The 26,912-nt window shown below is 64.1% G+C and carries 24 protein-coding genes and 1 tRNA gene; 13 read left to right on the top strand and 12 right to left on the bottom strand.

Annotation, left to right across the window (positions count from 1 at the left end; translation table 11 throughout):
• The 6 genes from N5J29_RS10490 to N5J29_RS10465 form a co-directional block, all read left to right on the top strand.
• On the top strand, positions 1–450 hold a 450-nt coding region (locus N5J29_RS10490), incomplete at its 5' end, for a hypothetical protein (RefSeq protein WP_279924345.1).
• Between the two features lie 49 nt (positions 451–499).
• Positions 500–1,819 (top strand): retropepsin-like aspartic protease, encoded by a 1,320-nt coding sequence (locus N5J29_RS10485; RefSeq protein WP_164153154.1) that lies wholly within the window; start codon positions 500–502, stop codon positions 1,817–1,819.
• A 637-nt stretch (positions 1,820–2,456) separates the two neighbouring features.
• Positions 2,457–3,011: a hypothetical protein gene (locus tag N5J29_RS10480; RefSeq protein ID WP_164972387.1), complete on the top strand. Its 555-nt coding sequence runs from the start codon at positions 2,457–2,459 to the stop codon at positions 3,009–3,011.
• 68 nt (positions 3,012–3,079) lie between these two features.
• Positions 3,080–4,369, top strand: coding sequence for a retropepsin-like aspartic protease (locus N5J29_RS10475; protein WP_111187021.1), 1,290 nt, complete (start codon positions 3,080–3,082; stop codon positions 4,367–4,369).
• Between the two features lie 48 nt (positions 4,370–4,417).
• A complete protein-coding gene (locus tag N5J29_RS10470; protein WP_080375280.1) occupies positions 4,418–5,695 on the top strand; it encodes an HlyD family efflux transporter periplasmic adaptor subunit in 1,278 nt (425 codons plus the stop codon).
• A 107-nt stretch (positions 5,696–5,802) separates the two neighbouring features.
• Positions 5,803–6,360, top strand: coding sequence for a hypothetical protein (locus N5J29_RS10465; RefSeq protein ID WP_164153096.1), 558 nt, complete (start codon positions 5,803–5,805; stop codon positions 6,358–6,360).
• Between the two features lie 111 nt (positions 6,361–6,471).
• Here N5J29_RS10465 and N5J29_RS10460 read toward each other — a convergent pair whose 3' ends face one another.
• From N5J29_RS10460 to N5J29_RS10450, 3 genes are read right to left on the bottom strand one after another with little or no spacing between them, the layout of a single operon-like run.
• Positions 6,472–8,676: a peptidase domain-containing ABC transporter gene (locus N5J29_RS10460; protein ID WP_065176244.1), complete on the bottom strand. Its 2,205-nt coding sequence runs from the start codon at positions 8,674–8,676 to the stop codon at positions 6,472–6,474.
• The gene (locus tag N5J29_RS10455; RefSeq protein ID WP_164153095.1) at positions 8,676–9,500 is read right to left on the bottom strand and encodes a Fic family protein; all 825 of its coding nucleotides are present in this window, start codon (positions 9,498–9,500) and stop codon (positions 8,676–8,678) included. The genes N5J29_RS10460 and N5J29_RS10455 overlap by 1 nt, the downstream gene beginning before the upstream one ends.
• Positions 9,500–10,552, bottom strand: coding sequence for a hypothetical protein (locus N5J29_RS10450; protein ID WP_164153094.1), 1,053 nt, complete (start codon positions 10,550–10,552; stop codon positions 9,500–9,502). Before N5J29_RS10450 ends, N5J29_RS10455 begins: the two co-directional genes overlap by 1 nt.
• Positions 10,553–10,721: 169 nt before the next feature.
• Here N5J29_RS10450 and N5J29_RS10445 point away from each other — a divergent pair, with 169 nt between their 5' ends.
• Entirely contained in the window at positions 10,722–11,366 is a 645-nt protein-coding gene (locus N5J29_RS10445; protein WP_065183049.1) for a hypothetical protein, read from the top strand.
• Here the strand turns inward: N5J29_RS10445 and N5J29_RS10440 are convergent.
• Both N5J29_RS10440 and N5J29_RS10435 read right to left on the bottom strand, forming a co-directional pair.
• Complete coding sequence (locus tag N5J29_RS10440; protein WP_204313644.1) at positions 11,363–11,794, bottom strand: hypothetical protein; 432 nt, start codon at positions 11,792–11,794, stop codon at positions 11,363–11,365. The genes N5J29_RS10445 and N5J29_RS10440 overlap by 4 nt on opposite strands.
• 109 nt (positions 11,795–11,903) lie before the next feature.
• Positions 11,904–12,311 (bottom strand): hypothetical protein, encoded by a 408-nt coding sequence (locus tag N5J29_RS10435; protein ID WP_065183051.1) that lies wholly within the window; start codon positions 12,309–12,311, stop codon positions 11,904–11,906.
• A 517-nt stretch (positions 12,312–12,828) separates the two neighbouring features.
• Between N5J29_RS10435 and N5J29_RS10430 the strand changes: the two genes are divergently transcribed.
• From N5J29_RS10430 to N5J29_RS10420, 3 genes are read left to right on the top strand one after another with little or no spacing between them, the layout of a single operon-like run.
• On the top strand, positions 12,829–14,019 hold the full coding sequence (locus N5J29_RS10430; protein ID WP_279924344.1) for a PAAR domain-containing protein: 1,191 nt from the start codon (positions 12,829–12,831) through the stop codon (positions 14,017–14,019).
• A complete protein-coding gene (locus N5J29_RS10425; RefSeq protein ID WP_164152435.1) occupies positions 14,016–14,531 on the top strand; it encodes a hypothetical protein in 516 nt (171 codons plus the stop codon). The genes N5J29_RS10430 and N5J29_RS10425 overlap by 4 nt, the downstream gene beginning before the upstream one ends.
• A gap of 27 nt (positions 14,532–14,558) precedes the next feature.
• Entirely contained in the window at positions 14,559–15,068 is a 510-nt protein-coding gene (locus N5J29_RS10420) for a hypothetical protein (protein WP_164152437.1), read from the top strand.
• A gap of 683 nt (positions 15,069–15,751) precedes the next feature.
• On the opposite strand, the gene N5J29_RS10415 is transcribed toward N5J29_RS10420, so the two are convergent.
• Positions 15,752–17,236 (bottom strand): hypothetical protein, encoded by a 1,485-nt coding sequence (locus N5J29_RS10415; RefSeq protein ID WP_164152439.1) that lies wholly within the window; start codon positions 17,234–17,236, stop codon positions 15,752–15,754.
• A 538-nt stretch (positions 17,237–17,774) separates the two neighbouring features.
• Between N5J29_RS10415 and N5J29_RS10410 the strand changes: the two genes are divergently transcribed.
• Together N5J29_RS10410 and N5J29_RS10405 are read left to right on the top strand one after the other, a co-directional pair.
• A complete protein-coding gene (locus tag N5J29_RS10410) occupies positions 17,775–18,473 on the top strand; it encodes a hypothetical protein (protein WP_164152441.1) in 699 nt (232 codons plus the stop codon).
• Between the two features lie 375 nt (positions 18,474–18,848).
• On the top strand, positions 18,849–19,016 hold the full coding sequence (locus tag N5J29_RS10405; RefSeq protein WP_164152443.1) for an AlpA family phage regulatory protein: 168 nt from the start codon (positions 18,849–18,851) through the stop codon (positions 19,014–19,016).
• A gap of 112 nt (positions 19,017–19,128) precedes the next feature.
• On the opposite strand, the gene N5J29_RS10400 is transcribed toward N5J29_RS10405, so the two are convergent.
• Both N5J29_RS10400 and N5J29_RS10395 read right to left on the bottom strand, forming a co-directional pair.
• Positions 19,129–19,218: transfer RNA gene (locus tag N5J29_RS10400), tRNA-Ser, on the bottom strand.
• Positions 19,219–19,323: 105 nt separating this feature from the next.
• Complete coding sequence (locus N5J29_RS10395) at positions 19,324–20,316, bottom strand: LysR family transcriptional regulator (protein ID WP_053520355.1); 993 nt, start codon at positions 20,314–20,316, stop codon at positions 19,324–19,326.
• A gap of 124 nt (positions 20,317–20,440) precedes the next feature.
• Between N5J29_RS10395 and N5J29_RS10390 the strand changes: the two genes are divergently transcribed.
• On the top strand, positions 20,441–21,028 hold the full coding sequence (locus N5J29_RS10390; RefSeq protein ID WP_074899233.1) for an NAD(P)H-dependent oxidoreductase: 588 nt from the start codon (positions 20,441–20,443) through the stop codon (positions 21,026–21,028).
• A 238-nt stretch (positions 21,029–21,266) separates the two neighbouring features.
• Here N5J29_RS10390 and N5J29_RS10385 read toward each other — a convergent pair whose 3' ends face one another.
• From N5J29_RS10385 to N5J29_RS10370, 4 genes are all read right to left on the bottom strand, one after another.
• On the bottom strand, positions 21,267–23,069 hold the full coding sequence (locus N5J29_RS10385; protein ID WP_164150494.1) for a DUF885 domain-containing protein: 1,803 nt from the start codon (positions 23,067–23,069) through the stop codon (positions 21,267–21,269).
• Positions 23,070–23,148: 79 nt separating this feature from the next.
• Positions 23,149–23,667 (bottom strand): cytochrome c oxidase assembly factor Coa1 family protein, encoded by a 519-nt coding sequence (locus N5J29_RS10380; RefSeq protein WP_053519580.1) that lies wholly within the window; start codon positions 23,665–23,667, stop codon positions 23,149–23,151.
• 25 nt (positions 23,668–23,692) lie between these two features.
• Complete coding sequence (locus N5J29_RS10375) at positions 23,693–25,921, bottom strand: S9 family peptidase (protein WP_164150492.1); 2,229 nt, start codon at positions 25,919–25,921, stop codon at positions 23,693–23,695.
• Between the two features lie 193 nt (positions 25,922–26,114).
• Positions 26,115–26,804 (bottom strand): glutathione binding-like protein, encoded by a 690-nt coding sequence (locus tag N5J29_RS10370; protein ID WP_164150489.1) that lies wholly within the window; start codon positions 26,802–26,804, stop codon positions 26,115–26,117.
• Positions 26,805–26,912 lie beyond the last annotated feature (108 nt).

Genomic DNA, 26,912 nt, shown 5'->3' with positions numbered 1-26,912 from the left:
CCGGGCGATGGCGGCGGTGGCGGCGGTGGTGGTGGTGGTGGCGACGGCGGTGGTGACGGTGACGGACAGCCGGACTTCACCTTCATCGATGTCAAGCCTTTTGAAAGCAAGCTGACCTACACGCCGGGCGAGAATGGCGAGCCGGGCTTCAACAAAGCGGTGTTGACCTACCCGATTCCCAATGAATTCGGCCAGTGGACGGTCAGCACCGAGCTGAAGTTCAACACCGACGGCACCTTCAAGGACGGCAAGGGCACATTGGATTTCGTCGGCAACGATGGCAGTCTTCTCAAGTGGCAGCTGAACGAAGGTTCCTGGACCTCCACCGTCAATGGTGGTTACTACTGGGATATCGGCGCCGGCTTCGGCTTTCAGATCAACCTGATCTACAACTCAGCGGACAACGACATAAAGGGCGAAGCCCAGTTCCTCTACAACAAGAGTCCTTGATCCCTCTTGGGATGCCGCGTCCGCGGACGCGGCATCCATCTGGAGTCCCATGCGTCCCCTTTTACTTGCATTGCTGCTCGTTCCATCCTGTGCTGGTGCCGCTGAGACAACCCGCGTCACGCAGATATTCAACGACCCCACGCCGGTCAGCCAAGCGCTGGCTCAAGGTGATGTCGCTGCACTACGGCAGCTGCAGGTCAATGCAACCAATACCGTCGTAAAGAAGATGGCCAGGGCCGCCGAACGCCGCGTTCTGCTGGACGTTCCTGGAGCCCGCGAAGCGTCAGATGAATGTATCCAGATGGCGCAGCAGACTACGCATCTGGCCGGGCTGACTGTCTGCGGAGCACTGCGAGCTGGCGTCGAGGTGGTAGCGGGTGACCTGCCTGCATGGGCACGCCTGTCGATGCAGGCGCGGGAGCGCGTTCGGGCCGCTGCGGAGAAGCGGGGCAAAACATTGGGAAATGTCGATGTATTCACCCGCATTCCAGACTACGCCGCGATGGCCGGTCGGCCCGCTCCCAAAGTCGATTCATCTGGCCAAGGACGTATCGCCCTGCACACAGGAACGGTTACGGTAGCGTCCAGCCAGGATCACGACGGCGGCCGTGTCGCTTATCCCAACATGGCGCAACTGCAGATTGACGGAAAGACTCTTGAGGTCTTGGTCGACACAGGCTCGGCACTGACCATAGTGCATCCCGCGGCGATAACTGCGCCCCCGCTCATGGAGGGATTCACGCTGTCCGGCGTGCTGGGCGACTCACAACAGCGCAGCAGGATCGCCCAGCCACAGACCCTCCAGTTTGGTCCGTTGATCATCTCGCAGCCATTGGTATCCGTCAGCGAACGCATTCCTGCGAACCTTCTTGGCCTCGATGTTCTATCTCGTCTCGGCCGAGTCCTGATCGGCAAGGATGGCCTGCAGGTGCTCGCGGAGGGATCTGCCGCTCCGGCCTGCGACGCCCCGATGTTCTCGGCGGCAGACCTGAGCGGTACGCAGACCGTCCCAAGGTTGTTCATTACTGTTGACGGCAAGCGCCAGGAAGCAATGCTGGATACTGGTAACAGTGGCGAGTTGATGGAAGCCCTGCCAATCGGTGTGGCTCTGCCACCAGGTTCAGTTCAACACAGTGTTGTTCAAGGCGTACAAGGACAGCAGCGAAGAGCATCGGTCGCGCGCGAAGCCGTTGTGCAGACCTTGGACGGCTCTGCAGAATTGCAGATGAGCACATCCACTGGAAACCATCCAAGCAAGACGCGCTATGTGCTGGGCGGCGGCAGCCTGCGCAAGGTCTCCATCTATCTGGATTTCATCACAAACAAGGCCTGCCTGATGTCTTTGGGGGCTACCCAGTCAGCACACTGATATCGCATCCTGATTGAATCTCCGCATCAGCACAGCCACTCAGGCCAGAATGGAATCAGCCGGCTGATGATGAAGAGCCTGATACGATCAATTGAAGGGGTCTGCTGCAGTGCAGAGCAAACTACTCGTATTCGTGGCTGTCGTTGCAATGGCATCCTGCAGCAGCCATGGCGACGCCTATCTGGCGCAGGGCGTTCGTGAAACCACGGCTGCACGCCAATGCATGGACCAGTGTCGGGACCACTATGCCAGCTGTCATTCCGCCGGAAGCAGTAGCGGGTGCCTGGGCTCGGCATCCCAATGGGGTGGCAACTGTGACGAAATCCAGGACAGGGATCTTCGTCGATCATGCCAGGCGAGCGTGGATTTCTGCCGGAATCGCCTTCCGGACATCAAGTGCGGGGAAATACGCGACCGCTGCCTGAGCGCCTGCGGTGGGGGCTAGCGTGTCGCAGCAAGCGGCCGCTTAACGAAAGCAAGCGCAGGGCGCGTTCATTTTTGTCGTTTATCACCCTTCTGTCCGAATCAGATTTTTCTGACAGAGCACTGTCCACTTCGTGTGATAAATGTCGGAGCGCCGCATGAAGGCGGCAACGACGCATCCGTACTCAGCATCGGACAAACAAGGAGTTGTGAGATGTCTGCAAGTGGAATTCGTGATCTCTCCCCCGAAGAACGTGCACTGGTCTCCGGTGGCGCACAGGTGGACACCACCGATCTGCCGCCGGTCGATGTGACCCCGCCGGACGACTGGGGTCCCAACCCGGATCCGCCGGACTGGACCGATCCGTGGGATCCGGGCGATGGCGGCGGTGGCGGTGGTGGCGGCGGCGGTGGTGGTGGCGACGGCGGTGGCGAGACCACCTTCAGTTCCAACGCCAGCATTGATGGCAACGGTGTAGCCAGCGCGACCCAGACATGGGTCTTGCAGGACTACAACCTGACCTTCAACCTGACCGAGAACCTGAATCTGACCAATGGCAACTGGGGCCTGGCCGGTAACGGCAGCTTCCAGTATGCAGGCCAGACCTACACCCTGGGCCTGACCACCGATCACTTCAATGTGAGCAACTACAACGCCAGCTTCAACCAGGACTTCGGTAACGGTGTGTCGTTCAACATCGGCCTGACGTTCGATCCGAACACCAACTCGTTCACCGGCCAGTTCAACCTGGTCATCAGCGGGTTCTGACGCTGCACCGGAACATCGGCCGCCCGGGAGACCGGGCGGCCGATACGTGTCACAGAGGAGCTGAGGCAATGAAATTCCTGATGTCCGCAGTGATCGCGCTGGGCGTGGCCGCCCCCGCCGGGGCCCGCGATGTGGTCGCTGAAGACAGCCATGGCATCACCGTGGCGGTGATGCAGGGCAACAGCGCGGCCCTGGAGCGGATCGGCAAATCCAATACCACGGCACGGCTGGCCGCACGTGCCGGCTACCACCGCACGCGTGGCGAAATCGCCCAGTCCAATCGCTGGGCCGACACCTGTATCGCCGACGCTGCCGTGGTGGCCGAAAAGAGTCAGGGGGTCATGTACCTGTGCCGGAGCCTGCGTGCTGGCAACCGTCTGCTGGAAGGCGACATCGCCGGCTGGGCCGCCGACATGCAGAAGGTCCGCGCGCTCTATCAGCAGCATGTCGCGCCTTCGCTGCGTGCAGGCGAGGAAGTACGCGCCATCACCGCCCCCGCGTTCGAGTCCTTCAGCCAATGGCCGCGATCGGCCACACTGGCCGCACCGCCGCCTGCCGGAACCCGCCTGCCGCTGTCGGCCAAGGCCGGTGTTCCTGTCATCCGCGGCAAGATCCGGGGCGGCCAGGATGGAAAGCAGCGCGACATCGACTCCGATTTCATCATCGACACCGGCGCCACCCGTTCGCATATCAGCCGCAAGGCCGCACAGGCGATGGGCCTGGCGGTGACCGACAACTTCGCCACCGACAATTCGCGGCCCGGGCAGACCGTGGCGATCGGCCTGGCCGCTCCGGTCGATGTGCAGCTGGGCGATCTGCACTTCAGCAACGTCGCCTTTACGGTCACCGACCAGATCGAGTTCAACATCATCGGCCTGGACCTGCTGTATCGGCTGGGTCCGCTGGTGCTGCGGCCCACCGAGCTGGAGCTGTTGAAGGCACTGCCTGCCGGTACCTGCCGGCAACCCCTGGCAACCACCTCTGCACTGTGGGGCGGCCAGTACTCGCTGCGCCTGCCGATGCGCATCGGCAAGCGCGACGAGCTCGTCCTGCTCGACACCGGCACCGATGTCGCACTGGAAGCCTCCGGCGTGGACCTGTCCACCTACCCACAGGCCAGCCTGGTGCAGCGACGCCGCTGGACGATGCACGGCCTGCAACCGGTCCGCTACGCCGAGGCCACCGCACCGGTCACGTTCAATGGCCGCACGGTCACCCTGCAGACCCAGGTCTCCGACCAGCCCGCCAACGTGTTCCCGATCTCCTGGCGGGTGGGTTTCGGCCTGCGCGACGATTACGACTACTACGTGGACGTGGCCGGTGGCCATGGCTGCCTTGCGCCCCGAACCGCGCGATGATGTCCCTACCCATCCCACTCTCCGCAACGACGCGGCACCGCAGGCCACATGGAACCAGCCAGAAAGGATGAGACGGCGGATGTGATTCCGCTGTTCCGCAACGAAGCGATCGAGGCCGCCACGCAGCGCTTCGGCTCCCCGGTGCAGGCCCCGGGCGTCGGCATGTGGCTGGCCACCGGCTTCGTGGTTGCGCTGCTGGGCCTGGCGGTACTGTTCCTGGTGACCACCTCGTTCCCGCGCAAGGAAACCGTATCCGGTGCGCTGGTCCCCTCGCGCGGCCTGTTGCCGATCATCAGCCAGCGCTCGGGCATCGTCAGCAACGTGCATGTGGAGGAAGGCGCGAAGGTCCGCCAGGGCGACCCCATCGTCAGCGTCTCGGTGGATTCGGTGATCGACACCGGCGAAAGCACCGGCGCCACCCTGTCCGGCATGGCCGAGCGCCTCACCCAGGCTTCGGTCGATCGCGAACGCGCCACCGAAGCATCCCTGGAAAGCCAGGAGGCCGGCATCCGCGAGCGCATGCTGGGCACCACCCGCCAGCTTTCGGTACTGCGTGACAACGTCACGCTGTACCAGCAACAGCAGGCCATCGCCGAGAAGACCGTGCACGACCTGGGCCGCCTGCGCGCGGACAAGCTGGTATCCGAACTGCAGTACCGCGACGCGGAGGTGCGGGTACTGAACGTGCGCCAATCGGTGGCCGAAGTGCAGACGCGCATTGCCCAGCTGGAACAGGAGCACGAGCAGATGCGGCACGAGCTGGGCCGCCTCAAGGCCGAGCGTGACGCCAACCGCGCCACCGCGCTGTCCGAACTGCTGGGCGCGCGCGAGAAGGCGATCAACTACAAGCTGGGCACGCAGTTCAATCTGGTGGCGCAGTCCGCCGGGCAGGTCACCTGGCTGCAGGCCAAGCCGGGCGCCACGGTCACCGCCGGGCGCACGCTCGGGGTGATGATGCCGGAAGGCTCGCAGCTGTTCGCCGAGCTGTGGGTGCCCTCCTCGGCCATCGCCTTCGTCAATGTCGGCACCGACGTGCGGCTGATGTACGACGCCTTCCCCTACCAGAAGTTCGGCGTCGGCCGCGCCCGGATCGTCAAGATCGCGCGCTCACCGACATCACCAGAGGAACTGCCCGCCGACCTGCAGGCCGTGGAAAGCCAGTACCGCCTGCTGGCCGCGCTGGACGACCAGCAGATGCAGGCCTATGGCAAGGCGCTGGCACTGACCCCGGGCATGCGCCTCAAAGCCGATCTGGTTCTGGAGAAGCGTTCGCTGCTGGACTGGCTGCTGGAGCCACTGCTGGCGGCGAAACGACGGCAGGAATGAGGTTGACGGTCGCCGTCGCGGAACTGCAATGCCCACGCTCCGCGCAGGCCTGGCGATGAGGTGGCTTCCATGTGGCGACTGGGCGGCCGTCTCCAGGAACAGGAACGATGAACCTTAATCTCTGCCGGAAACATCTCCTGCAGCCGCTGTTGGCGTTGACCCTGTCACTCGCATTCCAGGCATCTGCTGAAGACGGCGCCCGAGGAAAGGACAGCAACGAGAATTCACTTGAAGACGTGATTCAGAAGGTTGCCGATGCCCCTTGGCCGCTGGGCTTCGATTTCTTCCAGAGCATGGGCGCACGTGAATTCATGCAGCAGGGCAACAGCAATACCGACCCCGTCGTTTTCAGGTCAAGCCCGATCGAGGCCCGCGATGGTTACCGGATCGCCTATACCGAGTTCCGGATCCATCCGCGCCTGGTGCAGGGAATCAGTTTCTTCTATGCCAAGCTGGAACAGGGTCATTGCTATCCCGCTGCGTCCTTGAAGGAAAAGTACGCGCTTGAGCAGTTCATGTATCCGCCGAGCCCGCACAATGCAGCCGCTGAACGAGTGAGCAGGGAATCTGCTTACGAGCTTCGTTCCAACGGGACTGTCCTGCACTTCACTACCGATGGATCCCGCGACGAGTGCCTGCTCAGCTTCTATCGCGCCGCACGCTAGGATATGCGCCCCACCGTGCAGTGAAGGATGGCGATTGTCGGGCGCTGGGCGCCCGGTAATTCTGGTTGGATGCCCGCATCGGCGTGGTTTCATTCCTGGCTGTAGCACGCCTCAAAGCCTGTCTGGTTCTGGAGAAGCGTTCGCTGCTGGACTGGCTGCTGGAGCCACTGCTGGCGGCGAAACGACGGCAGGAATGAGGTTGACGGTCGGCGCTGCTGTGGGCGCCGCTGCGGTGGGCTTGCGGGTATCGCCCACCACCCTGCCCTGATCGATGCGCACCAGACGGTCGGCCAGGCGCATGGTGTCGGGGCGGTGGGTGATCAGGATGCGGGTGATATCCAGCTGCGCCAGCGCCTGGTAGATGCGGCTCTCGCGCGCCACGTCCAGGTTCGCGGTGGCCTCATCCAGCACCAGGATGCTGGGCTTGCGGTACAGCGCGCGGGCCAGCAGCAGGCGCTGCTTCTGGCCACCGGAGAGGGTCGAGCCCATGTCGCCCACCAGCGTTTCCAGCTGCATCGGCATGCGCTGCACATCCTCCTTCACTGCCGCCATTTCCAGGCACTGCCAGACCAGCGCGATGTCCGGGCGCTCGGCGAAGAAGGTCACGTTCTCCACGATCGAACCGGTCAACAGCTCATCATCCTGCATCACCACGCCCATCCGCTGACGGACCACGCGCGGCCCCCAGCTGGCGATGTTCAGCCCGTCATAGAGCAGCTCGCCGGCGCTGGGCGGGTACAGCCCGGTCAGCACCTTCACCAGCGTGCTCTTGCCACAGCCGGACGGGCCGGTGATGGCCACGAACTCGCCCGGCGCAATGGCCAGGTTGATGTCCTTCAGCGCCGGCGCTTCCTGTGCCGAGTACTGGAAGTACACCGAACGCAGCTGGATGTGCCCCTCCATGCTGTCCGACGCCGAAGGATCCTTGCTGAAGCCCTCTTCGCTGGGACTGAGGGCAATATCGGCAATGCGGTCCGAATGCAGCTCGGTCAGGCGCCAGGCGATGCACTGGTCCACCAGCGTGGTCAGCCGGTTGCTCAGCTGCTGCCGGTAGGCCACGAAGGCATACAGCGCGCCTACTGTCAGCGTGTTGGCCAGTACCGCCTGGGCGCCGATGTAGACGATGGCCACCAGGCTGAGGCCATCAAGCAGGGTGCGCCCCGCGCCGATGCCAATCTGCAGGTTGGCGCTGTTCAACGAAGCACGCACCAGATCGGCGTACTTGTTGGCCCAGATCGATTCGCGCGAGAACTCGCCGCCCATGGTCTTGATCGACTGCATCGCGCGCAGCGTTTCGATGCGCGTCCCGCGCTCGGCGATGTTCGCCTGCAGACTGGCCATACCCATCTTCATCGACATCGGGATGGCGGCCACCCGCATCAGTACGTACAGCCCCAGCGCAGTCAGTGCGACCAGACTCATCAGCGGCGAGTAGACGAACATCAGCACGATGATGCCCAGCGCCAGCACACCGTCCAGCAGTGCGCCGATGAGCCCGTTGGCGATCAGCTGGCGGATCGGGTCGATCGACTCCATCCGCGACAGCGCATCGGCCAGACGGCGTCGATGGAACCAGGTCAGCGGCAGGCTGACCAGATGATGGAACAGGCGCCGGCTCATGTCCCAGCCCATCAACGCCGACGCCCGCTGCAGCGTGACCCCGCGCAGCGCCTCGGCCAGGCTGTTGAACACGGCCACCGCACCGAACCCCAGCGCGAGCGCCATCAGGAAGCCGCGGTCGCCGCGCAGCACTCCTTCGTCCACCGCCAGCTGCATGAAGAACGGTGACAACAGCACGAAGCCCTGCAGCAGCAGCGTATAGACCAGCGTATGGAACAGCGCGGTGCCGACGCCGCCCTTGAAGCGGATCATCGACCAGATGTTGAGCGGCGAACGCTGCTTGCGCGGCCGGAAGCTGGGCGAGGAACTGACCTCCACCGCGATGCCGGTGAAGGCCTGGGAAAGCTCCGCTTCGCTGAAGGACAGCGAGCCATGGGCCGGGTCGATGATGTGGTAGCGGCCGCGCGAGACCTTCTCCAGCACCACGAAATGATTGAGCTTCCAGTGCAGGATGGCCGGCGTGCCCAGATGCTGCAGATCGCTGGGCTCGCAGCGCACCGGCCGGCACTGCATGTCCAGCGCGCTGGCCAGCGCGATCAGCTGGTTCAGGTCCACACCGCGCTGGGAGTTGTGGTACTTGCGCCGCAGCTCGCTCATTTCCAGATCAGCGCCCAGCATGGACGAGCAGATCGCGAGGCATGCCAGCCCGCATTCGCTCACTTCAGACTGCACCCGCCAATAGCGCTTGTTGAACATCAGACATCCTCGTTCCGGTCGGGCATGGCCGGCTGCTGTCCCAGCCATGCATACAACTCGATTGCCGTGCAGTGCCAGGCGTACAGCCCTTCCCAGCGACCGTACAGTTCCGCCTCGCGCAGGCGCACTTCGTAGCCGCCACGGGACAGCACCGTCAGCACCTTCAGCGGGATGAAGCAGGCCTGCGGAAGCCCGGCGCGGTGCAGGCAGAAATTGAACAGCGCGCGCCCCAGCCGGCCATTGCCGTCGGCAAAGGCATGCGCATTGTTGGCCAGCGCCAGCAGCTGCACCGCAGACCGCAGGCCCTCAGCCGGATCGGGCGCGGCCCGTTGCCGCAGCAGCTCGTCCCAACGCGCGGCACCCTGCAGGGCCGGCACCATCGGCAGCTGCGCGCGCCCATCATGGGCGCGGATCCATACCGGCCCGCTGCGCAGCGCGCCGTCACCGCCGGTGCTGAGCGAGACGAAGCGCTGTACATCGGCCATCGACAGCGGCCCCTGCACGGTGCGGTGCCACTGCCGATAGACGTCGGCCTCGGCAGCCTCCGCCGCAGCCAGCGCGGCCAGATCGAACGCCGGCATCTGCATGTGCGCCGACAGCGGATGGCGCAGCTGCTGCACCGCCGCCCGCAGCCGCGGATGCCCGCGATGGGACCACAGCGTTTCGCAGGGCTGCGCACAGGGCAGCAGTGCGGGCAGCCTGAGGTTGCACGCCTGCAGCCGCTCTGCCAGCGCCGGGGACGGCTGCGGCGGCGGCAGCGGCATCAGCGCCCGTTCGGTGGCGACGGGGATATCCGTGGGCGCGGTGGCCAGGCGTGCGGTCATCACTGCCCCGTCCCGGTACCCGGCAGCAACAGCACCAGGCCATGTTCGCGCGCTTCGGTGCCCGGCCGGCGCGATTGATACAACTGGGTGAAGTACGAGGTCAGCTTGACCATCAGCCACGGCTCGGCGTCGCACGGCACGAAACGCATGTCGATGTGTTCAAGCAGGAACTTGCGGGTCAGCCGCTGCAGCGCACGCCCCGGCTCGAAGCGGACGTCTGCCCGCGCACTGTAGAACACCACGATGTCCAGATCGTTCGGCACGGCATTGGAGACGTCCACGAAGCTGCCGCCCACCAGACAGCAGTGCACCTGCACCACCTGCGCCAGGTCGGCGAGTGCGCGCCCCAGCGCCGCCAGCCGCACCCGGCGCAGGCTGCTGTCGCCGAACGCGCGCTCGAAGGCCGCACGGTCGGCCAGCCAGGGTGAGGCATTGCCCGGTGTACTGGCAGCGATGGGCAGCAGGTACTGCGGCAGGCCCGCATCCACGATGTGCTGGAAGGGGGTTTCCACGGCGCCGGCGGGCGCGGCACCGGCCGGTCGGGCAGCGGGCGCCGGGCCCGCAACGCCCAGGTAGGCACGGATGCGCCCTGCCTGTGCGCGCACCAGCGCGGCCTGGTCCGGGAACACCGCGACCGAGACGTAGGCGAAGCGGTCGGCCACTGAAAGTGAAAGCGCATCGAATGCCTTGCGCACTGCGATGCGCTCGTCGGCGGGGAAATCACGCTCCGGGAAGCGGGCAGCATCGGCCGACGCCGCCGTCGGCGCCGAGCACCGCTGATACAACCCGGCGTTGACGATGGCCAGATCCAGATCGGAAAACGCGGGATCGAAAGCCGCGCCATCGCGCAGCGAAAAGCCGAAGCGGGCCGAGCCGACAATCTGCACATCGGCCACCGGTACCGCCAGCAGCTGGCTCACTCCCCGCAGCAGCGGCGCAAGGCTTTCGCTGTCGCCAGCACACAGTGCCGGCCCGTCCAGCGCGGCCTCGGCGATCTGCTCGGCCGCCACACTGCGAGCGTGCTGTTCGCGAATCCATTCAGCGTAGTTCATCAGGCATCCAGGCCAACGGTGGAACGTCTCAACGCTAGCATATCCACGCGTCGGGCTTGTGCACGCAGCCCCGCAAATACATGCCTGAACAGGCAGCGCAATGCGTCGGACCAGTACCGCTGCCGCAGAGCGTGGTCTACTGTCGTCCCCCAAGGATGAGGCACATCGCATGATCCACCCCCGTTCCGCGCTCGGACGCGCGTTGCCGCTGGCCCTGCTGGCCCTGCTCTCGGCCTGCCAGAGCGAGAAGGTCGGCGAGTTCTTCAACCCACCGCAGGAGGTGCAGGCGCACAGCGAGTTCCGTGTCAGCGGGCTGCCGGCGCTGGCCTACCCGAACCTGGTCTCGTCGGCTTCGGTGGAAGGCGGGCAGGCCCGCGTCGATGGCAACGGCCCCGGTTACATGGATCTCCAGTTCTTCCCCATCACCTCCGCCGATGCGCTGGACAGCACCGACGCTGCGTGGGCCCGGCAATCGCAGTACCGCGCGCCGGATCTTTCCGGTATCGACTTCAGCACGCAGTTCGCCTTTCTGGTGGCGCACCCGGAGCTGTCCGGCTATGCCGCGATGACCAGCGGCCAGTACGCCACGTTCTTCAGCACGGTGAAGGTGGCGTACCTGGACGACCGCGTCGTGGTGCATCTGGACGCCAGCCGGCTGGGCAACATCAATCCGATCACGGCCCTGGGCAGCCCCTGGGCCGGCAAGCTGTACACCCTCGAACGGCGCGGCCGGACACAGCTGGAAGTGAAGCTTTACGAGAACCGCTACCGGTTCACGCTGGTGCCGGACACCGCGCCTCCGATGGCGCCCTAGCGGACCTTGTACAGCACCGCGGCGCCAGGGCGCGGCTCGAAGGCCGGCACGGTCTGCTGGCTCAGCGCCCTGCCCTGGGCATCCCACACCAGGGTTTCCACCGGGTACTCGTCCTTGCGCGTCATCGCGTCGATCTGGCCGATGACCACGGTCGCTGCCGCTGGAACGTCCGGGTTCCAGCCGAACACACCTACCCGGCCGTAGAACACGGCCGGCGCGCTGGCGTCCAGGCGCCGGTCCGGGCACATCACCAGGCCACGATCCAGCATCACCCGCAGCGCGCCGACCGGGACCTTCTTCACCGTGGGCGTGGTGTGCTCGGCGCTGTGGCCGGGGCAGACATTGGCGGCGCGGGTGACCATGTGTTCGGCCACCTCGCGATCGGACTGGGCGAAGGCCAGCGTGGGGGCGAGGCAGAGTGCGAGCAGCGTGAGCGAGGACATCCGGGTCATTGCAGGTTCCTGTTCGGGGTGCGCAGCGACCTTAGCAATGGCGGACGGCGGAAATGCAAACGAGGCGTGAGGGACAACAGGCGGCTCAGGGAACGAGGCAGCGCTCGATCTGCAGCGACAGCGCATGGCAGGCATCGAACATGCCATGGACCAGCGCCGCCGAGGGATAACCGTCGGGATCGTCGTTTTCCCGGGCCACGTGGGATGCCTGCAGCACTGCCGTCAGCGCGGTGATGCCGGATGCGCATCGGGTCGCCAGGGCCAGATCGAACGCGCGCCCCGGACTGAGGCGGGTTTCGGTCCAGGGCTGGCCATCCGCGCGCAGGTTCCTGCCATGGCCCAGCAGATGGGTGAAGAACGCGGACGGTGGCGAGGACGCGGCGGCATCGCTGAGGGCGTCCTCCATCTTTTCAGCAAGGGTGTTGGGAAGATCACGCAGCGCATCGCCGAGCAGGGCGTGCAGGCGGGGATAGTCGGGGCGCAGATCAGGCATGGCGGCAACCTCACAGGTGGGCCACCCGCAAAGGCAAGGTGGCGGACGGTGCGGGTTGGCGTGCCGGATACATGCCGCAGGAAGCCGGCGGATCAGTGATCCCCACGCACCATCCGCCATGAACTGGCAGAGTGATGCATTGTCGCGATTGCAGTTTTCACCGCAACCGCGACGCCGCGCGTCATGTAAGTTCGGGACGCCAATCCCGGCCAGGGCGGGTGCCTTGGCGCGGCCATCGTTTGCCCTGCGCGGCCTCTGGAAAAGAGGCAGATGCGGCATTTGGCGCAGCACGCGACAGAGCGCCGCGAGTGAAACATCAACTTGTGACCGCCTTCACTCGACGTCGCTGACCGAGGCACGCCTGCGTTGATCCAGAACCCGCAGCACCACGGCGGGTCGCGACACAGTGCGGCCTGCCATCCGCCTCGCCGCCTATTCAGCCAACCCGACCTGAACCGGCGCATCATGGAGCTCTGGTCTGCAATGGAAGCGAACCATGGGACGGAACTGGATTGTGATGGGGGACCCGACCTCCAGCGGCGGACGGGTCATCACGGCCTCAAGTGAAACCGACATCGGCGGCATCGGCGTCGCGCGGGTCAGCGACAAAGCGACCTGCCCTACCCTGCATAAGGGCGTCTTTCCCATTGTTGAAGGCGATGCCACCTTGATGGTGGACGGCCAGCCGGTGGCGTTGCACGGCAGCGCGCTGGCCTGCGGCTGCCGGGTGTTGTCCAGCCAGCAGGCCGTGGTGCATGTCACGGGGGGCGGAGGGGGTGGTGGCGGCGGCGGGAGCACAGGCAGTGCTGGCAAGGCGGCCGCGGTCGCCAGCACGGCCGCACAGCTGGCGCGCGCACTGCCCACCGCGTTCGATCAGGCCATCCGTTTTCTCGGCGTGCAGGGCGCACCGTTGGCCGAGGTGCCGTACACGCTGCATCTGGCCGATGGGCAGACCCTTTCCGGCACCACCAATGCGCAGGGCGAGACGGCGCGGATATCGACCGCGCAGAGCGAGGCCATCGTGCGTGCCGAACTGCGCCCGCCGACACAGCCGACCGGCTGCTGTGCGCGCACGGCACCGGCCAGCACCGACGAAGCGGAAGTGTTCGATGTGGACGGTGTGGTGACCACCGCCGAGGGCATGGGCACCTCCGTGGTACCGGTAAGCGCGCCTGGCCACGAACGCGCCATGACCGCCGGCGAGATCGAGATGGCACGCCTGGTGTTCGGCGATGCAGTCGACTACAGCACCGTGAAAGTCCACAACCACGGCTACTGGATGTTCTTCGGCTTCCAGGACAAGGACACCGCCGTGACGCCCAACGGGCAGATGTATTTCCCGAAGGGTATCTATCGGGAGGATTACTCGCTGGATACCGTCAGATTCCAGGCGTTCTTCATCCATGAGATGGCCCACGTCTGGCAGTATCAGCTTGGCTACAACGTCAAGCTGGTGCGGGCACCCCGGCCGAACATGAGCTACGACTACGTGCTTGACGAGACGCGGCTGCTGCACGACTACAACATGGAGGCCCAGGGTGACATTCTGGCGGACTACTTCCTCGTCACGTTCCGTGGCTCACAGTCGAGCATGAACAACACGCGTTATCGCGCGACGGCTGGCATCGGCGCACAACTGGAGCGCGCGCTCTCCCAGTTCCTGGCCGACCGCAGCAGCAAGGACAACCTGCCGAGGACGACTCGATGATGCGACTACAACTGCCGGTGGCTCTGCTGGGGCTGCTCCTGCCGATGATGGCCAGCTGCTCATCGCCGGCCGGTCGCTACCAGCAGGCGACGATACAGGGCCGTGATGGCGTGCCCTGCTTCGGCGTGCCCGATACCCATGAAACGCGCGTCAAGGCTCCCCTTGTCACCGGCGTGTCCGTGATGGAAGTGGGCACCGGCGGCACCCCGCTATGGGAACATGATTTTCTGCGCGAGGGCACAACCGAACCTGCGCTGCCCCCCAGCCAGTGCCTCACCTACGGCGAGGGCGCGGCATCCGCCCCCGCGCTGCGGCCGGGCAAGCGCTACCAAGTGGAGATATGGGGGCGCACACCTGGCACGCCGGGCAAGAAGGATGAAGCACAGGCGCGCGTGTTCAGTGCCTGCTTCCACATGGTGGACGTGGCCGGCAAGAGCATGAAACCCGTCATCTCGGACTGCGCGACCGCACTCTCGTCTGGACCGCCACCCGTGCGCGAAGACGGCACGTAGCAGATGCCACTTCGAGGTGACCCGTTGATGCGACAGACGGTGGCCCTGGTGATCCTGCTGTTGCCAATGATGGCCACGGGTTCACAGCCCCATGGGACCTATCAGCGCGCCACGATCCAGGCACACGATGGCGTACCGTGTTTTGGCGTGCCTGACACGCGTGAGACACGTGTTGCCCCGCCGATTATCGCGGGCGTGACAGTGACGGAAGTGGGCAAGGGACATCCGCCTGTCTGGCAGCGCATCTTTCTGCGCGAAGGGGCTATCGAGCCTGCGCTGGGTCCTGGCCAGTGTCTGCCGTACGGTCAGGATGGGAAGCCTGCACTCGGCACAGCTTTGCGCGCGGGAAAGCACTATACGGTGGTTGTTTCCGGCTACACCCCGGGTACCTCCGGCACCACGAATGGTGCGGAGAAGCGTGTGTTCAGCGCCTGCTTCCACATGGTGGAAGCGGCTGATGCTGTGAGACCTGTCGAATCGGACTGCTCAACTGCGTCTTCTGCCGACCTGCGCCTGGGTGACGCGAAGTTCAATTGACGCGACTCGCTAGTCCGAACATGCACACGGACGGAAATTATCCCGCAAGATCACGCAACAAAATGCCTGCGACCGCGATAACGTTTATTGCGAGGTGATGAACCACCGAGGACCAATAGCCTGCCACTCGCCGCTCCGCGCGAAGAACGAGGACGCTCATGGAAATGAAGCCCGGAAACACCGCGACGTGGGCCGCCAGCCCTGACGCCAAGACATGTATCAGGGTCCAAGATAAGGCAGCAAACACCGAGATCAGATAGCAGCCTCTCAGAACCTTTCCCAGCAAAGCGATTACCCTCCAGAGGAGGAGGTTCTTGAGCATTGGCGCCACCGAAAGCGCATACACCTGCTGTTCCCCAACGATCTAAGCCATGAGCCGCTGAGCGAGAAGACGATGCTCGCCCTACTGAAACGTATGGGAAATGGACAGGTAATCGCGCGCGGGTTCAGGTCTACTTTCAAAGACTGGACCGGCGAAACGACAGCCCTCCCAGACGACCTTTCAGAAGGCGCTCTCGCGCACAGGATCCGGGATAAAACCAAAGCCGCCTGCAAGCGTGGCACCATGCCCGAGAAGGGGCGAATTTTGATGGACAAATGGGCAGCTTATGCCATTAGTCTCGCCCTATGAGGGGCGAGACTGGGCTCCCGCACAAAGGACGATTCTTACATAAAAATAAGCACTAGAACAATTTCTTCTTAATCTGAGCGAATGCGTTTTTGCCAGCACGATGATCACTCGCAGTCTTGGAGAGAATGAACGGGAAACGTTCCTCACCTCTAAATGTGATCTTGCAGTGCTTACCGTCCTGGTCAACTGAGAATCCGAGAGACTCAAGCTCTCTCCGCACAGCCGGGCTCATTGATTCATATTGACTCAGTACATCCTTCAGCTTCGCAGTGATGATATCCCGCTCCCCCTCATTACGATTTGATTCAATAATCGCTGTCAAGATATGGCGCCTGCGAGAGTTGGCTTCAGCTGAATCGGCAGCGTGCTGGAGAGCATCCAACACTGCCGAGTACTGCTCCCCTTGATAGAGATCGCGCTCAGACGAAGCGAGTTCTATCCTGGATACAGCGTCTCCTGCCACTGACTCCGTAGTCCAGCCGGAGAACTTGCCTAAATTGAGCCGAGCCTGCAAACGTCGTATTTCCTCGTCCTGCTCAGCCATTTTCTTCCGCTGCTCGGCAATTTCACTATCGAAATGTGCCACGTACTCTTCAAGGCTGCCGGCGCCAGACTTACGCACCTCTTCAAATCTGTCATTTGCCGCGCACTGCTGAAGGTAACTCCAAGTGCACTCCTGACGAATGCGGTGGTAAAGCAGAGAATTTCTCACTTTACGAGCTATTGCGGCCTGGAGCTCGCCCGGCTTCTTCCATCTATCAGGAAGATACAACCAGCGACCAATTCCATCAGGCCAATAGATCGCGACCGCCCCACCATACGGGTTTTCTCCGAACACCTCCCTGGAGAGCGCAGTAGAAAAAGAACGCGAGGGCTCAACCACCACGTGCGCCATCGCCGATATCCACTCTGCCAGACGATTCGGATCAACGGAAAGACCGCCATCCCCATGCCGACTCACATACACTACAGGCATCGCACTTCCAACGCGGGCACAAATGATGTCTGCGGCCAGATCCTGCTGATCCTCAGACAAGAAGAAAGGCCGATCATCAACTACAAGACCTCCATCCGTACCGCCCGAAAATCTCTGCATTAAAATCTTAAGGATATATGGCCGCCGCCCCCTATCCAGCTTTTCGACAGGAACTTCGGCGTCAACACTAAGCTGAACGGAAACAAAGAGCTCACCAGAAGTAGACTTGCAGCCAACCACCTCTGTTGTCCAGTGAACTCCCTCATCATCAGCCTTTTCATATCTAATACCCCCCAACTGCAAATCCGCACCGCTAGACGCAAGAAATTGCGCCCTTTCTCCGTCTACCTCGTGAACTCCCTCTGGCCTCCCGCTTTTCAATCCATTGAGCAGGGTGTGCGGACTGCCACTAACCCACTCCCTACAGCACTCCATAAAATCAGCCATCTCCACATCGGAGCGAAGTGGAAACTGCGTTCTAAAAGTCAGCATTTGAGTCCCCCTGTTGATCATCAAGAAGCCACGATCTTCCACGGCCGCCTGCGTTCCGTCGTCGAGCATTTCGAGTCCGTAGCCTCGCATTGAGATCTTATGTCCATCAAGAGCTAATACAAAATCGGGAAAGCCAGAGCCGTGAAGCGCGCAACAGTACTGTCCGCGTCGGGCAAGTCTCCGCCGTGAGCTGCCTCCTAACCCCCTCAACTTCGCCGATAGCGGGGCCCACTCGATCTTGGCGCCGCAATCAACTTGGCGCCTCCGCCCAAGAGCTTGGCCTGTTGCCGCACCTTGGGGCGGCGGTAGAACTGGCCCGCGCCCATACCTCGCCGCTAGCGCTGGCGGAGACTTCCTCGCCCCACTCGCCTTTTAAGCTCTGCACCTCTGCCCGGAAGGCAATTTCAATCAGCGGCTCGAGGAAGGCCCGCGCTGAGACCATGATCAGGTGTCAACCGCCCCCTTGGATGGGGATCAGATCCGAGCTCGGGTCAACTGGTCTTGCCTGCGCTGACCCTCGCTCAGCGAAGCGCTTGCCCTGCGGGATGCCAGCTCCTAGTGTGATTCTGGGCTGCCCCATCCTCTTGGCCCATGCGCAGCCAGAACCGTGCGTCTGGGCCAAGATATGCTCGCCGTCCAGGCGCTCAGTCGTAGAGCAGCGCATCCACATCTGAACCCAGTCGAGAAGATGACAATGGATGAAATAAGAAAGCTGGAAATGGCAAGGAAGTCTTTGCGCCATGTACTCAATGACACCGCCCCTCTTGGAAAAGATGATTACTTCAAGATAGGACAGTTCATCCAGAGCTATTGCTTTGCAGATTTTGAGGCACGGCGGATCATTAACCTACTGGAACAAATTCAGTCAGGAAAACCGGCCACGTACGCCTTGAAGCTCAACGACAAGGACACTATCGAACACCTTAAGTGCCAAGCAGAGGACTGCGTGTGGAACAAAAATGTGTCGGAAGGACTGAGCAAAGCAGCTGAGATCTTAGGTGTGCACCGGCCGATAAGGCACATGTTTGCCCATTGGTCCGGTCGCCGTATACCGGCGCACGACGCCTATATTTTCTTCACAGCCAATCTAGGCGGCCAAAAAATTCCAGATGGCGCTCCAAAATTTGAACAACATGAGGAGGCGAACGTACAGTATGGGCTGATGCCCGCATCTCAGCTAGAGCAAGAGCTTGAAAAACTGAAGGAGCACGTCCAATACATGACAAACATTGGGCGTCAGCTAGAGGCAAAAGTGAGCGATATTGCCGAGCAGTTCAAAGAAGACAAGAAACACGGGAAATTCTGATTCGGAATGTCTGGATTATGTATGGAGGGCACGGCAACGCTCTCCAATTGACGACCCCAGAGGTACCACTATCGAAGCCGAGTTGCCGGTAACGGCTGGAGAAGCGCAGCTCAAGTGCCTCCCTTGCCCAGACCTGAGAAGGATCCACCAGCGGCTTAGAAGCCTACCCGCCTCTGCAAATAACACAAAGACTTGCTTTGGCCCCATTTCTGGAGTGGACAATCCGGGGGCATTGCGCCGCAGAGGGGCGCCGATTTTTCTCTTCGGAACGCAGCGCGCGCCCAGCCACGGTGCCTGCGGCCACCGACAACGTCCTGCAGTTTCAGCTCGGTCTTGCCGAGCGCACACCGAGAACTCGACGCTCCGGAGGTCATCATGGCTGCGGCTGACAAGTTGGAGGAACTATTATCGCTTGATTGCGTACGCCAGATGAGCGAGATGGGCACCACCTTCATCTACGGCGAGATCAAGGCCGGCCACTTCCCACGCTCCATTCGCATCGGTCGACGTACACTGTGGATACAATCCGAGGCGCAAGGCTAGGTTTGGCAGCAAATCGCGCGGAACCGACCTTTGCAGGCGAATGGGTGAGCGGGCGAGTAGCAAAGGAAGTGGAAACGAAAAAACCCCTATTTCTAGGGGCTCTTTCAAGGACTGGCGGAGAGAGTGGGATTCGAACCCACGGAAGGTTTAACCCTTCGCCGGTTTTCAAGACCGGTGCCTTAAACCGCTCGGCCATCTCTCCGTATCGGCCCGGCACTGCTGGCCGGGCACGCATTCTCGCACGGCCGGGCGATTTGCCCAAGACCGTCGTCGCGGCCGGGGCTGGCCCGGCGTTACCGCCCCAGGCTCAGCCCGCATCCACCGCCAGCGCACCCAGCGCGCTGGCCTTGATGCGCTCCTTGGCCTTCTCGCAGGCGCCATCGCAATGCAGGCGCGAGGCCTCCAGCTGCGGCGGCAGGTGCTCGGCCAGGAAATCGATGAACACGCGCACCGCCGGCAGCAGGCCCCGACGCGAGGCAAACACGGCGTGGCACACGCCCTGCGGCAGCGACCAGTCCGGCAACACCACCTCCAGTTCGCCATTGCGCACAGCATCGGCGCACACGGTTTCCGGCAGCATGGTGATGCCGAAGCCGTCCTTCACCATGCTCTGCAGCAGCGGGAAGTCGAAGCCGGCCACGCGCGGCTGCAGGTCCACCCGGCGCACTTCGCCTTCCGGGCCATGCAGTTCCCAGCGCTGGCGCGCCTCGTCCTCGCTGATGCTGAGGGTGACGTGCTGGGTCAGCTCTTCCGGCTCCTTCGGGCGGCCGGCGCGGTCCAGGTACTTCGGGCTGGCCACCAGCAGTTCCTGCACCTGGCCGAAGCTGCGCATCACCAGGCTGCCATCGTCGTCCAGGCGCGAGCGCACGCGCAGGGCGACGTCGTAGCCTTCGTTGATGATGTCCACGCGGCGGTTGCTGATGTTCAGCTGCAGCCGCACCTTCGGGTACTGCTCCAGGAACTTGGGCAGCAGCTTGGGCAGCTGCATCTGCGCCAGCGAGACCGGCACACTGGCGCGGACCACGCCGCGCGGTTCCGCACTGAGGCGGTCCACCACTTCGCGTGCGGCCTGTGCTTCGGCCAGCATGGTCTGGGCGTGACGGTGCACGCTGGTGCCGACGTCGGTGACCGCGAAGCGGCGCGTGGAGCGCTGCAGCAGGCGCACGCCCAGGTCGGTCTCCAGCTGGCTGATGCGGCGGCTCAGGCGTGACTTGGGGATGCCCAGGGCGCGCTCGGCCGCGGCGAACCCGCCGTGGTCGACCACCATCGCGAAGTAGTACAGATCATTCAGGTCATGCATACCCGAGTTCCATATCTAGAACAATACGTGGCATTCAACCACCTTTATTCCGCCTTTGCAACAACCTATCGTTCTCTCCGTCGGCGGCAAACCCGCCCTTCCTTCCAGAACATAGGTGACTGCCATGAAGCTTCTGCATCTCGACGCCAGCGTGCTTGGCGACAATTCCGTCTCCCGCCAGCTGTCGGCGGCGGTGGTGGCCCGGTTCAAGGACCAGATCGACGGCCTGCAGGTCGATTATCGCGATCTTGACGCCAATCCGGTACCGCATCTGCGCAGCAGCTCGCTGGCCAAGACCGATGCGGCCGAGGCGACCGATGCTGAACAGGTGATGCAGCAGTTCCTCGATGCCGATGTCGTGGTGATCGGCGCGCCGATGTACAACTTCAGCATCCCCTCCACCCTGAAGGCCTGGATCGACCGCGTGGCCGTGGCCGGCCGCACCTTCAAGTACACCGAGAATGGCCCGGTGGGTCTGGCCGGTGGCAAGCGGGTGATCATCGCCAGCAGCCGTGGCGGCATCTACACCGACTCGCCGGCCGACTTCCAGGAGCCGTTCCTGCGCCAGGTGTTCGCCTTCATGGGTATCAACGAGGTCGAGTTCGTGCGCGCCGAGGGCATCGCCTACTCGCCGCAGCATCGCGAAGATGCCATTGCCGGTGCACTGGCTGCGCTGCCCTCGCATGAGGCGGCGGAAGCGGCAGCGGCGTAACGCGTTCCAGCGTTCAGCGCCCCTCTCTCCTCGTCTGGGCGTTGAACGCGGGCCGGGATTCCCCTCCCCCCTCCCGGCCCACCCCGGCGGCCCCGCAATGCGGGGCCGTTTTTTTGTGGCCCGGTTCCCGCCCGCCGGGCATGGCCCGGCGCTACCACACCGATCGGGTAGCGCCGGGCCGTGCCCGGCGGCATTTCGCTTCCCCGCTGCGCTCGCCGGGCATGGCCCGGCGCTACCGTTACTTCTTCCGGTACTTCGGCACGAACACCTGGTTCACTGCGTCGGCCAGCTGATCCGGCGGCAGCAGGCCCTGGTCGAGCAGGAAGTTGTTGAACGCCAGGCGGTCGAACTTCGCGCCCAGTGCCAGTTCGGTCTGCATGCGCAGCTCCAGGATGCGGGTGTAGCCATAGAAGTAGCTGCCCGCCTGGCCGGGCATGCGCACGGTGTAGCGGTCCAGCTCCTGGGTGGCCATGGCCTTGGACAGGCCGACCTGTTCGATCAGCACGCGTTCGCCGTTTGCACGGTCGGTCAGGCCGAGGTTGAGCATCGGATCAAGCATCGCGCGCGCGGCGCGAAGCAGGCGGAACTGCAGGGCGATCATCTGCCCGTCCAGAGGCTCGTACGGCACCATCTCCGCTTCGGCGTACAGCGCCCAGCCTTCCACGTTCACCGAATTGAACGCGAACATGGTGCGCGCCAGCGAGACGCCCCGCTCGACCATCGCGGTGAACTGCAGCTCATGGCCGGGACGGCCCTCATGCGCGCTCAGGGTCCACGCGGCCGCACCGAAGTTGAAGTCGTCGTACTGGGCGCCGGCACCGGCCGCCGGGTTGCCCAATGGCAGCACGAAGGTGCCCTGCTGTCCGGTGTTGTTCACCAGCGGTGCCGGCAGGAAATGCGGTGCCGGGCTGGCGGCGCTCTCGGCAGCCGAACCCAGGCGCATCTGCATGGCGCGCTTGGGCACGTCGACAATGCCATGCTCGCGGATCAGTGGATCGATGGCGTCGATCACCTTGCGATAGTGGCCTTCGAGCTGGTCGTCGGCGATCTTGTCGGCCTTCAGTGCGCGGATCACGGCGACCGGATCGGTGGGATCGGCGACCTTCAGGCCCTTCTCCTTCACCACCAGCGGCGCCAGCTGCTGCATCGCCGAGCGGGTTTCCATGAACTCCAGCTGGGCACGCTGCATCAGCAGCTTCGGGTCGATGTCGATGCCAACCTGCTTGAGCTGGTATGCGTAGAGCGGCGCCGGCAGGCGCGTGTCGGTACGCGCCTTCGGCAGCACCTCCTTGCGCGTCCAGGCCGCGTACTCCTTCATCTGCCCCGCCAGGGCCCTCATCGCTTCATCGGCACCGCTGATCTGGTACTTCTTCAGCAGCGACTCGATGCCGCTGATGTAGGTCTCGACGTTGTCCAGCGACTGCTGCACTTCGATCTTCGTCGGCTGCAGCAGCGCGCTGTCCTTCAGGCGTTCTTCGTAGCGCTGGCGCGCCAGCGTGGTGAAGGCGGTGCCGCCCGGCGTCAGCCCGGCGTACGCCTTGAGGCGATCAAGCGCCTTGGCCCGGCGCTCGGCCGGCACCTGGTCGGACAGCAGAAGATTGAGGCCGCTGAACACCGTCTGCGGCGCATCGGTCCACGGCAGCAGGTACTTGTCGTTGAGCTCGCTGCCCTCGATGTTCTGGTTGGCGGCGTGGATCATGATCTGCAGGTCCTGGCGGACGTTGGGATCCTTCTCCGTAGCCAGCCGGGTCTGCAGCTCGTCGCGCGCCTTGGCTGTCGCGGCGCGGTAGCGCGCGCCATTGTCCGGGCCGAGGTCGGCCACCTTGTCGTCGTAGCCCGGCACGCCGAAGAAGCCGGTCTGCTCGGGCTGGAACGGTCCCTGCGCGTCGAGCAGGATCTGCGCCAGCGCATTGCTGCGCGCGACCCAGGCGGGGCTGGCAGGCGTGGTGGCCTTGGCGGCCGGTGCGGCCAGGGCCGGGGGGGCGGACAGCAGCTGTGCAGCGGTCAGGGCCAGGGCGACGGCCAGCGCGATCGGCTTCATGAAGCACTCCAGGACAGGGTTGCCCGCACCCTACGCGCTCATGGCGATGGCGACAATCGGTGGGAAGTCATGGCGCCGGTCAGAACGCGGCCGTCATCGGGCAGCCACCGCGCTCGCGGCAGGCCTGCAGTTCACACTCCTGCGCAGCCTCCTCATCGTCCAGCGCGGTCAGATCGAAGGTCTGTTTGTCCGCACCCAGCACATACATCACCGGGTAGTCCCAGACATCGTCGCGGCGGATGCCCTGCACGAACAGGCGACCGTGCGCATGGGCCCCTTCCAGCGACACGGTCAGGCCCACATCGCGCTCACCGGTGATCGCGGTCTGCATGCTGCCCAATGGCAGCGAGCCGGCGCGCAGCGGTTCGCCGAAGGCCTCCACCAGCTCGATGCTGCATCCGGCGCGCCGCATCGCCTCACGCATCGGCGGACTCTCGCGTGCGGCTTCGCCCCAGCGCATCACACTCCATGCCGCGGAACCGCCCAGTACGCCCAGGAACACCACCACGGTCAGTGGCATCGCCCATCGCCAGTGACGGCGCCACCAGCCGGGGGGATGGGCGGGATGGCCAGGAACAGGGGGGGGCAGGTGGTTCATCGGCGGGCTCCTTCCCGGTTGTGACTCAGGGTTTCAGGCAACGTCCCAGGAACGCTTCCGCCACACGGTAGCGGTGCAGCGCATCGGCACCGGACAGGCCATGCTTGGCGCCCGGGTAGGTCATCAGTTCGAAGGGCTGGCCGCGCTTCTGCAGCGCACTCATCAGGCTGGTCGAATTGGTGAACAGCACGTTGTCATCGGCCATGCCGTGGATCAGCAGCAGGGGTGAGCGCAGTCCGTCGATGTGGGTCAGCACGCGCGCTTCGCGATAACCGGCCTCGTTGCGTGCCGGCAGATCCATGTAGCGTTCGGTGTAATGGCTGTCGTACAGCCCCCAGTCGGTGACCGGTGCACCGGCCACGCCGCAGGCATAGCTGTCGGACGCCTTGGCCAGCAGCATCAGGGTCATGTAACCGCCGTTGGACCAGCCCTGCACGCCGATGCGCGCGGGGTCGACCCAGGGTTGCTGCTTCAGCCATGCCACGCCGCGCAGCTGGTCGGTCACCTCCACCGTGCCCTGCCTGCCATAGAGCGCGCCGCCGAACTCACGGCCACGCCGTGGGGTGCCACGGTTGTCGAGCGAGAACACCACGTAGCCCTGCTGCGCCAGGTACTGGTTGAACAGATGATCGCCACGTCCGGGCCAGCTGTCGGTGACGGTCTGGCTGGCCGGGCCGCCATAGACGTACACCGCCACCGGATAGCGCTTGGAGGGATCGAAGCCGGCAGGCTTGATCAGGCTGTAGTTGAGCGGCGTCCGGCCATCGGCAGCGGTCAGGGTGCCGAATTCGACCGGTCGCTGCGCATCGCGATAGCGCGCGTAGGGATGCTTGGGATCGGCCAGATCATTGTCCACCAGCGTCGCGATCTTCTCACCGTTGGCGCGGTACAGCTCGATCTGCGGCGGTGTGGTGCTGTTGGACCAGCTGTCGACATAGACACTGGCGTTGCGCGCGAAGCTGGCGCTGTGCATGCCCGGCGCCTTGGACAGCCGCTGTGGCGCCTGTCCGCCCTGCAGCGGGACGGAGTAGATCTGGCTCTCGCGCGACGTCTCGATGCCGGCGCGGAAATAGGCCTTGCCGGCCGCTTCATCCACAGCCAGGAGTTCATCCACGGGCCAGTCACCGTGGGTCAGCGCGGTGGCCTTGCCCGTGCTGTCGATGCGGTACAGATGCTGGAAGCCGGTACGCTCGGACGACCACAGCATGCTGCCGTCCTGCAGGAAGCGCAGGCTGTTGTGCAGTGGCACCCAGGTGGGGCTGGTTTCATGGGCAAGCACGCGCTGACGGTTTGAGTCCAATGCCACTTCCACCAGATCCAGCTGCCTCTGGTCACGCGACTGGCGCTGGAACGTCAGGTGCTGGGCATCACGCCAATCCACGCGCGCCAGGTAGATGTCCTGTTCCTTGCCCAGGTCGATCCAGCGCGGTTGTGCCGCGGCGGCCGGCGCGATCACGCCCAGCTGCACGCGTACATTGGCATCGCCGGCGGCCGGGTAACGCTGTTCGATGACATCGGTGCGGTCTGCATAGACCTCGTAGCGCTTCTGTACCGGTACCGGTGCTTCGTCGATGCGTGCGAAGGCGATGGCCGAATCATCCGGCGCCCACCAGTAGCCGGTGTGGCGGTCCATTTCCTCGTCGGCCACGAACTCGGCCACACCGTTGCCGATTGTGGCGCTGCCATCACCGGTCAGCTGCAGCTGGCTGCCATTGGCCAGATCGATCACCCACAGGTTGCGGCCGCGGATGAAGCTGACGAAGCCGCCTTTCGGCGACAGCTTGGCGTCGGTGGCAAAGCCTTCGCCGTGGGTCAGCTGGCGTACTGCTGCCGGACCCTGCTGCTTCAGGTCGTACAGGTAGAGCTCGCCGCCGAGCGGGAACAACAGGCGCTGTGCGTCCGGCGACCACTGGTAATCGACGATGCCGGTCATCGCCGCGATGCGCTGGCGCTCGCGGCGGGCCTTCTCCTCGTCGCTGAGGGTCTCGGTGCCCGGCAGCACCACCTTGGAGTCGACCAGCAGGCGGGTCTGGCCGCTGGCGATGTCGTAGGTCCACAGATCCAGCTGGTTGCGGTCGCTGTCCTTGCCGCGCAGGAAGCTGACCTGCGAACCGTCCGGAGCGACCTTGGGCTTCATCAGGGTCGGCCCGGACAGCGGCAATGGACCGGTGATGGCTTCCAGCGTCAGTTTTTCAGCGTGGGCGGCAGTACTGGTGGCGAGCATGAGGGCAAGCGAAGCGAACAGGTGGCGCATGGAGGATCCCGGCAAACGGCAGGTCCGCCACCGCAGCATGTGCGGTGGCGATCAGCCCCCATCCTAACCAAGCCCGTGCGGGAAGGCAGCATGACCTTCTGCCCATGGCAGGGACCGGGCACGGCACATCGGCCGTTGACGGGCGGGTAGCGCCGGGCCATGCCCGGCGAGCGCAGCGGCCTGCGCAGGACCCTCAGCGCTGGCCGAACAGATGCTTGCGCTCATCATCGCTGAGCGGCTTGCCGGCGTTCGGATTGACCTGCTGGCGCAGCGCATACGCCCGCTGGGTGGCCGGGCGCGCGGCGATGGCCTGATGCCAGCGCTTGAGGTTCGGGAAGGCATCGAAATCTGCCGGCAGCGCGTCGTAGGCACCGACCCACGGATAGCTGGCCATGTCGGCGATGGTGTACTCCTCGCCGGCCAGGAAGGCATGCCCGGCCAGCCGCTTGTCCATCACCCCATGCAGGCGCCGCACCTCGTTGTCGTAGCGCTCGATGGCGTAAGGAATCTTCTGCGGTGCGTAGACATTGAAATGCCCCATCTGGCCGCTCATCGGGCCCAGCCCGGCCATCTGCCAGAACAGCCATTCCAGCGTGGCGATGCGCCCACGCGCATCGGTGGGCAGGAAGCGACCGGTCTTCTCGGCCAGGTACAGCAGGATCGCACCGGATTCGAACACGCTCTGCGGCGCGCCGCCGTCAGCCGGCGCATGGTCGACGATGGCCGGCATCTTGTTGTTGGGCGAGATCGCCAGGAAGTCCGGCTTGAACTGGTCGCCCGATCCGATGTTGACCGGGTGGATGCGGTACTCCAGCCCGCTTTCCTCCAGCATCAGGGTGACTTTATGGCCGTTCGGGGTAGGCCAGTAATACAGATCGATCATGGCAGCGGCTCGGGTGCGGTAAGGAACCTGAAGTCTAGTGCGGGAGTTGGCTTGGCACCGTCATGGCGGGCCGGTAACCTCGCTCCTCCCCCGCAACGCACTGTCCTG

This window comes from Stenotrophomonas sp. GD03680, assembly GCF_029844625.1.
Taxonomy (GTDB): Bacteria; Pseudomonadota; Gammaproteobacteria; order Xanthomonadales; family Xanthomonadaceae; genus Stenotrophomonas; species Stenotrophomonas maltophilia_P.
Note: the sequence above shows the minus strand (reverse complement) of the source record. Positions and strands in the feature narration are given on the sequence as shown.

Bases quoted from the DNA above. Each gene is read 5' to 3' on its own strand.
- N5J29_RS10485 (WP_164153154.1), top strand. From the start codon at position 500: ATGCGTCCCCTTTTACTTGCATTGCTGCTCGTTCCATCCTGTGCTGGT.
- N5J29_RS10480 (WP_164972387.1), top strand. From the start codon at position 2,457: ATGTCTGCAAGTGGAATTCGTGATCTCTCCCCCGAAGAACGTGCACTG.
- N5J29_RS10475 (WP_111187021.1), top strand. From the start codon at position 3,080: ATGAAATTCCTGATGTCCGCAGTGATCGCGCTGGGCGTGGCCGCCCCC.
- N5J29_RS10470 (WP_080375280.1), top strand. From the start codon at position 4,418: ATGGAACCAGCCAGAAAGGATGAGACGGCGGATGTGATTCCGCTGTTC.
- N5J29_RS10465 (WP_164153096.1), top strand. From the start codon at position 5,803: ATGAACCTTAATCTCTGCCGGAAACATCTCCTGCAGCCGCTGTTGGCG.
- N5J29_RS10460 (WP_065176244.1), bottom strand. From the start codon at position 8,676: ATGTTCAACAAGCGCTATTGGCGGGTGCAGTCTGAAGTGAGCGAATGC.
- N5J29_RS10455 (WP_164153095.1), bottom strand. From the start codon at position 9,500: ATGACCGCACGCCTGGCCACCGCGCCCACGGATATCCCCGTCGCCACC.
- N5J29_RS10450 (WP_164153094.1), bottom strand. From the start codon at position 10,552: ATGAACTACGCTGAATGGATTCGCGAACAGCACGCTCGCAGTGTGGCG.
- N5J29_RS10445 (WP_065183049.1), top strand. From the start codon at position 10,722: ATGATCCACCCCCGTTCCGCGCTCGGACGCGCGTTGCCGCTGGCCCTG.
- N5J29_RS10435 (WP_065183051.1), bottom strand. From the start codon at position 12,311: ATGCCTGATCTGCGCCCCGACTATCCCCGCCTGCACGCCCTGCTCGGC.
- N5J29_RS10430 (WP_279924344.1), top strand. From the start codon at position 12,829: ATGGGGGACCCGACCTCCAGCGGCGGACGGGTCATCACGGCCTCAAGT.
- N5J29_RS10425 (WP_164152435.1), top strand. From the start codon at position 14,016: ATGATGCGACTACAACTGCCGGTGGCTCTGCTGGGGCTGCTCCTGCCG.
- N5J29_RS10420 (WP_164152437.1), top strand. From the start codon at position 14,559: ATGCGACAGACGGTGGCCCTGGTGATCCTGCTGTTGCCAATGATGGCC.
- N5J29_RS10415 (WP_164152439.1), bottom strand. From the start codon at position 17,236: ATGCTCGACGACGGAACGCAGGCGGCCGTGGAAGATCGTGGCTTCTTG.
- N5J29_RS10405 (WP_164152443.1), top strand. From the start codon at position 18,849: ATGGCTGCGGCTGACAAGTTGGAGGAACTATTATCGCTTGATTGCGTA.
- N5J29_RS10395 (WP_053520355.1), bottom strand. From the start codon at position 20,316: ATGCATGACCTGAATGATCTGTACTACTTCGCGATGGTGGTCGACCAC.
- N5J29_RS10390 (WP_074899233.1), top strand. From the start codon at position 20,441: ATGAAGCTTCTGCATCTCGACGCCAGCGTGCTTGGCGACAATTCCGTC.
- N5J29_RS10385 (WP_164150494.1), bottom strand. From the start codon at position 23,069: ATGAAGCCGATCGCGCTGGCCGTCGCCCTGGCCCTGACCGCTGCACAG.
- N5J29_RS10380 (WP_053519580.1), bottom strand. From the start codon at position 23,667: ATGAACCACCTGCCCCCCCCTGTTCCTGGCCATCCCGCCCATCCCCCC.
- N5J29_RS10375 (WP_164150492.1), bottom strand. From the start codon at position 25,921: ATGCGCCACCTGTTCGCTTCGCTTGCCCTCATGCTCGCCACCAGTACT.
- N5J29_RS10370 (WP_164150489.1), bottom strand. From the start codon at position 26,804: ATGATCGATCTGTATTACTGGCCTACCCCGAACGGCCATAAAGTCACC.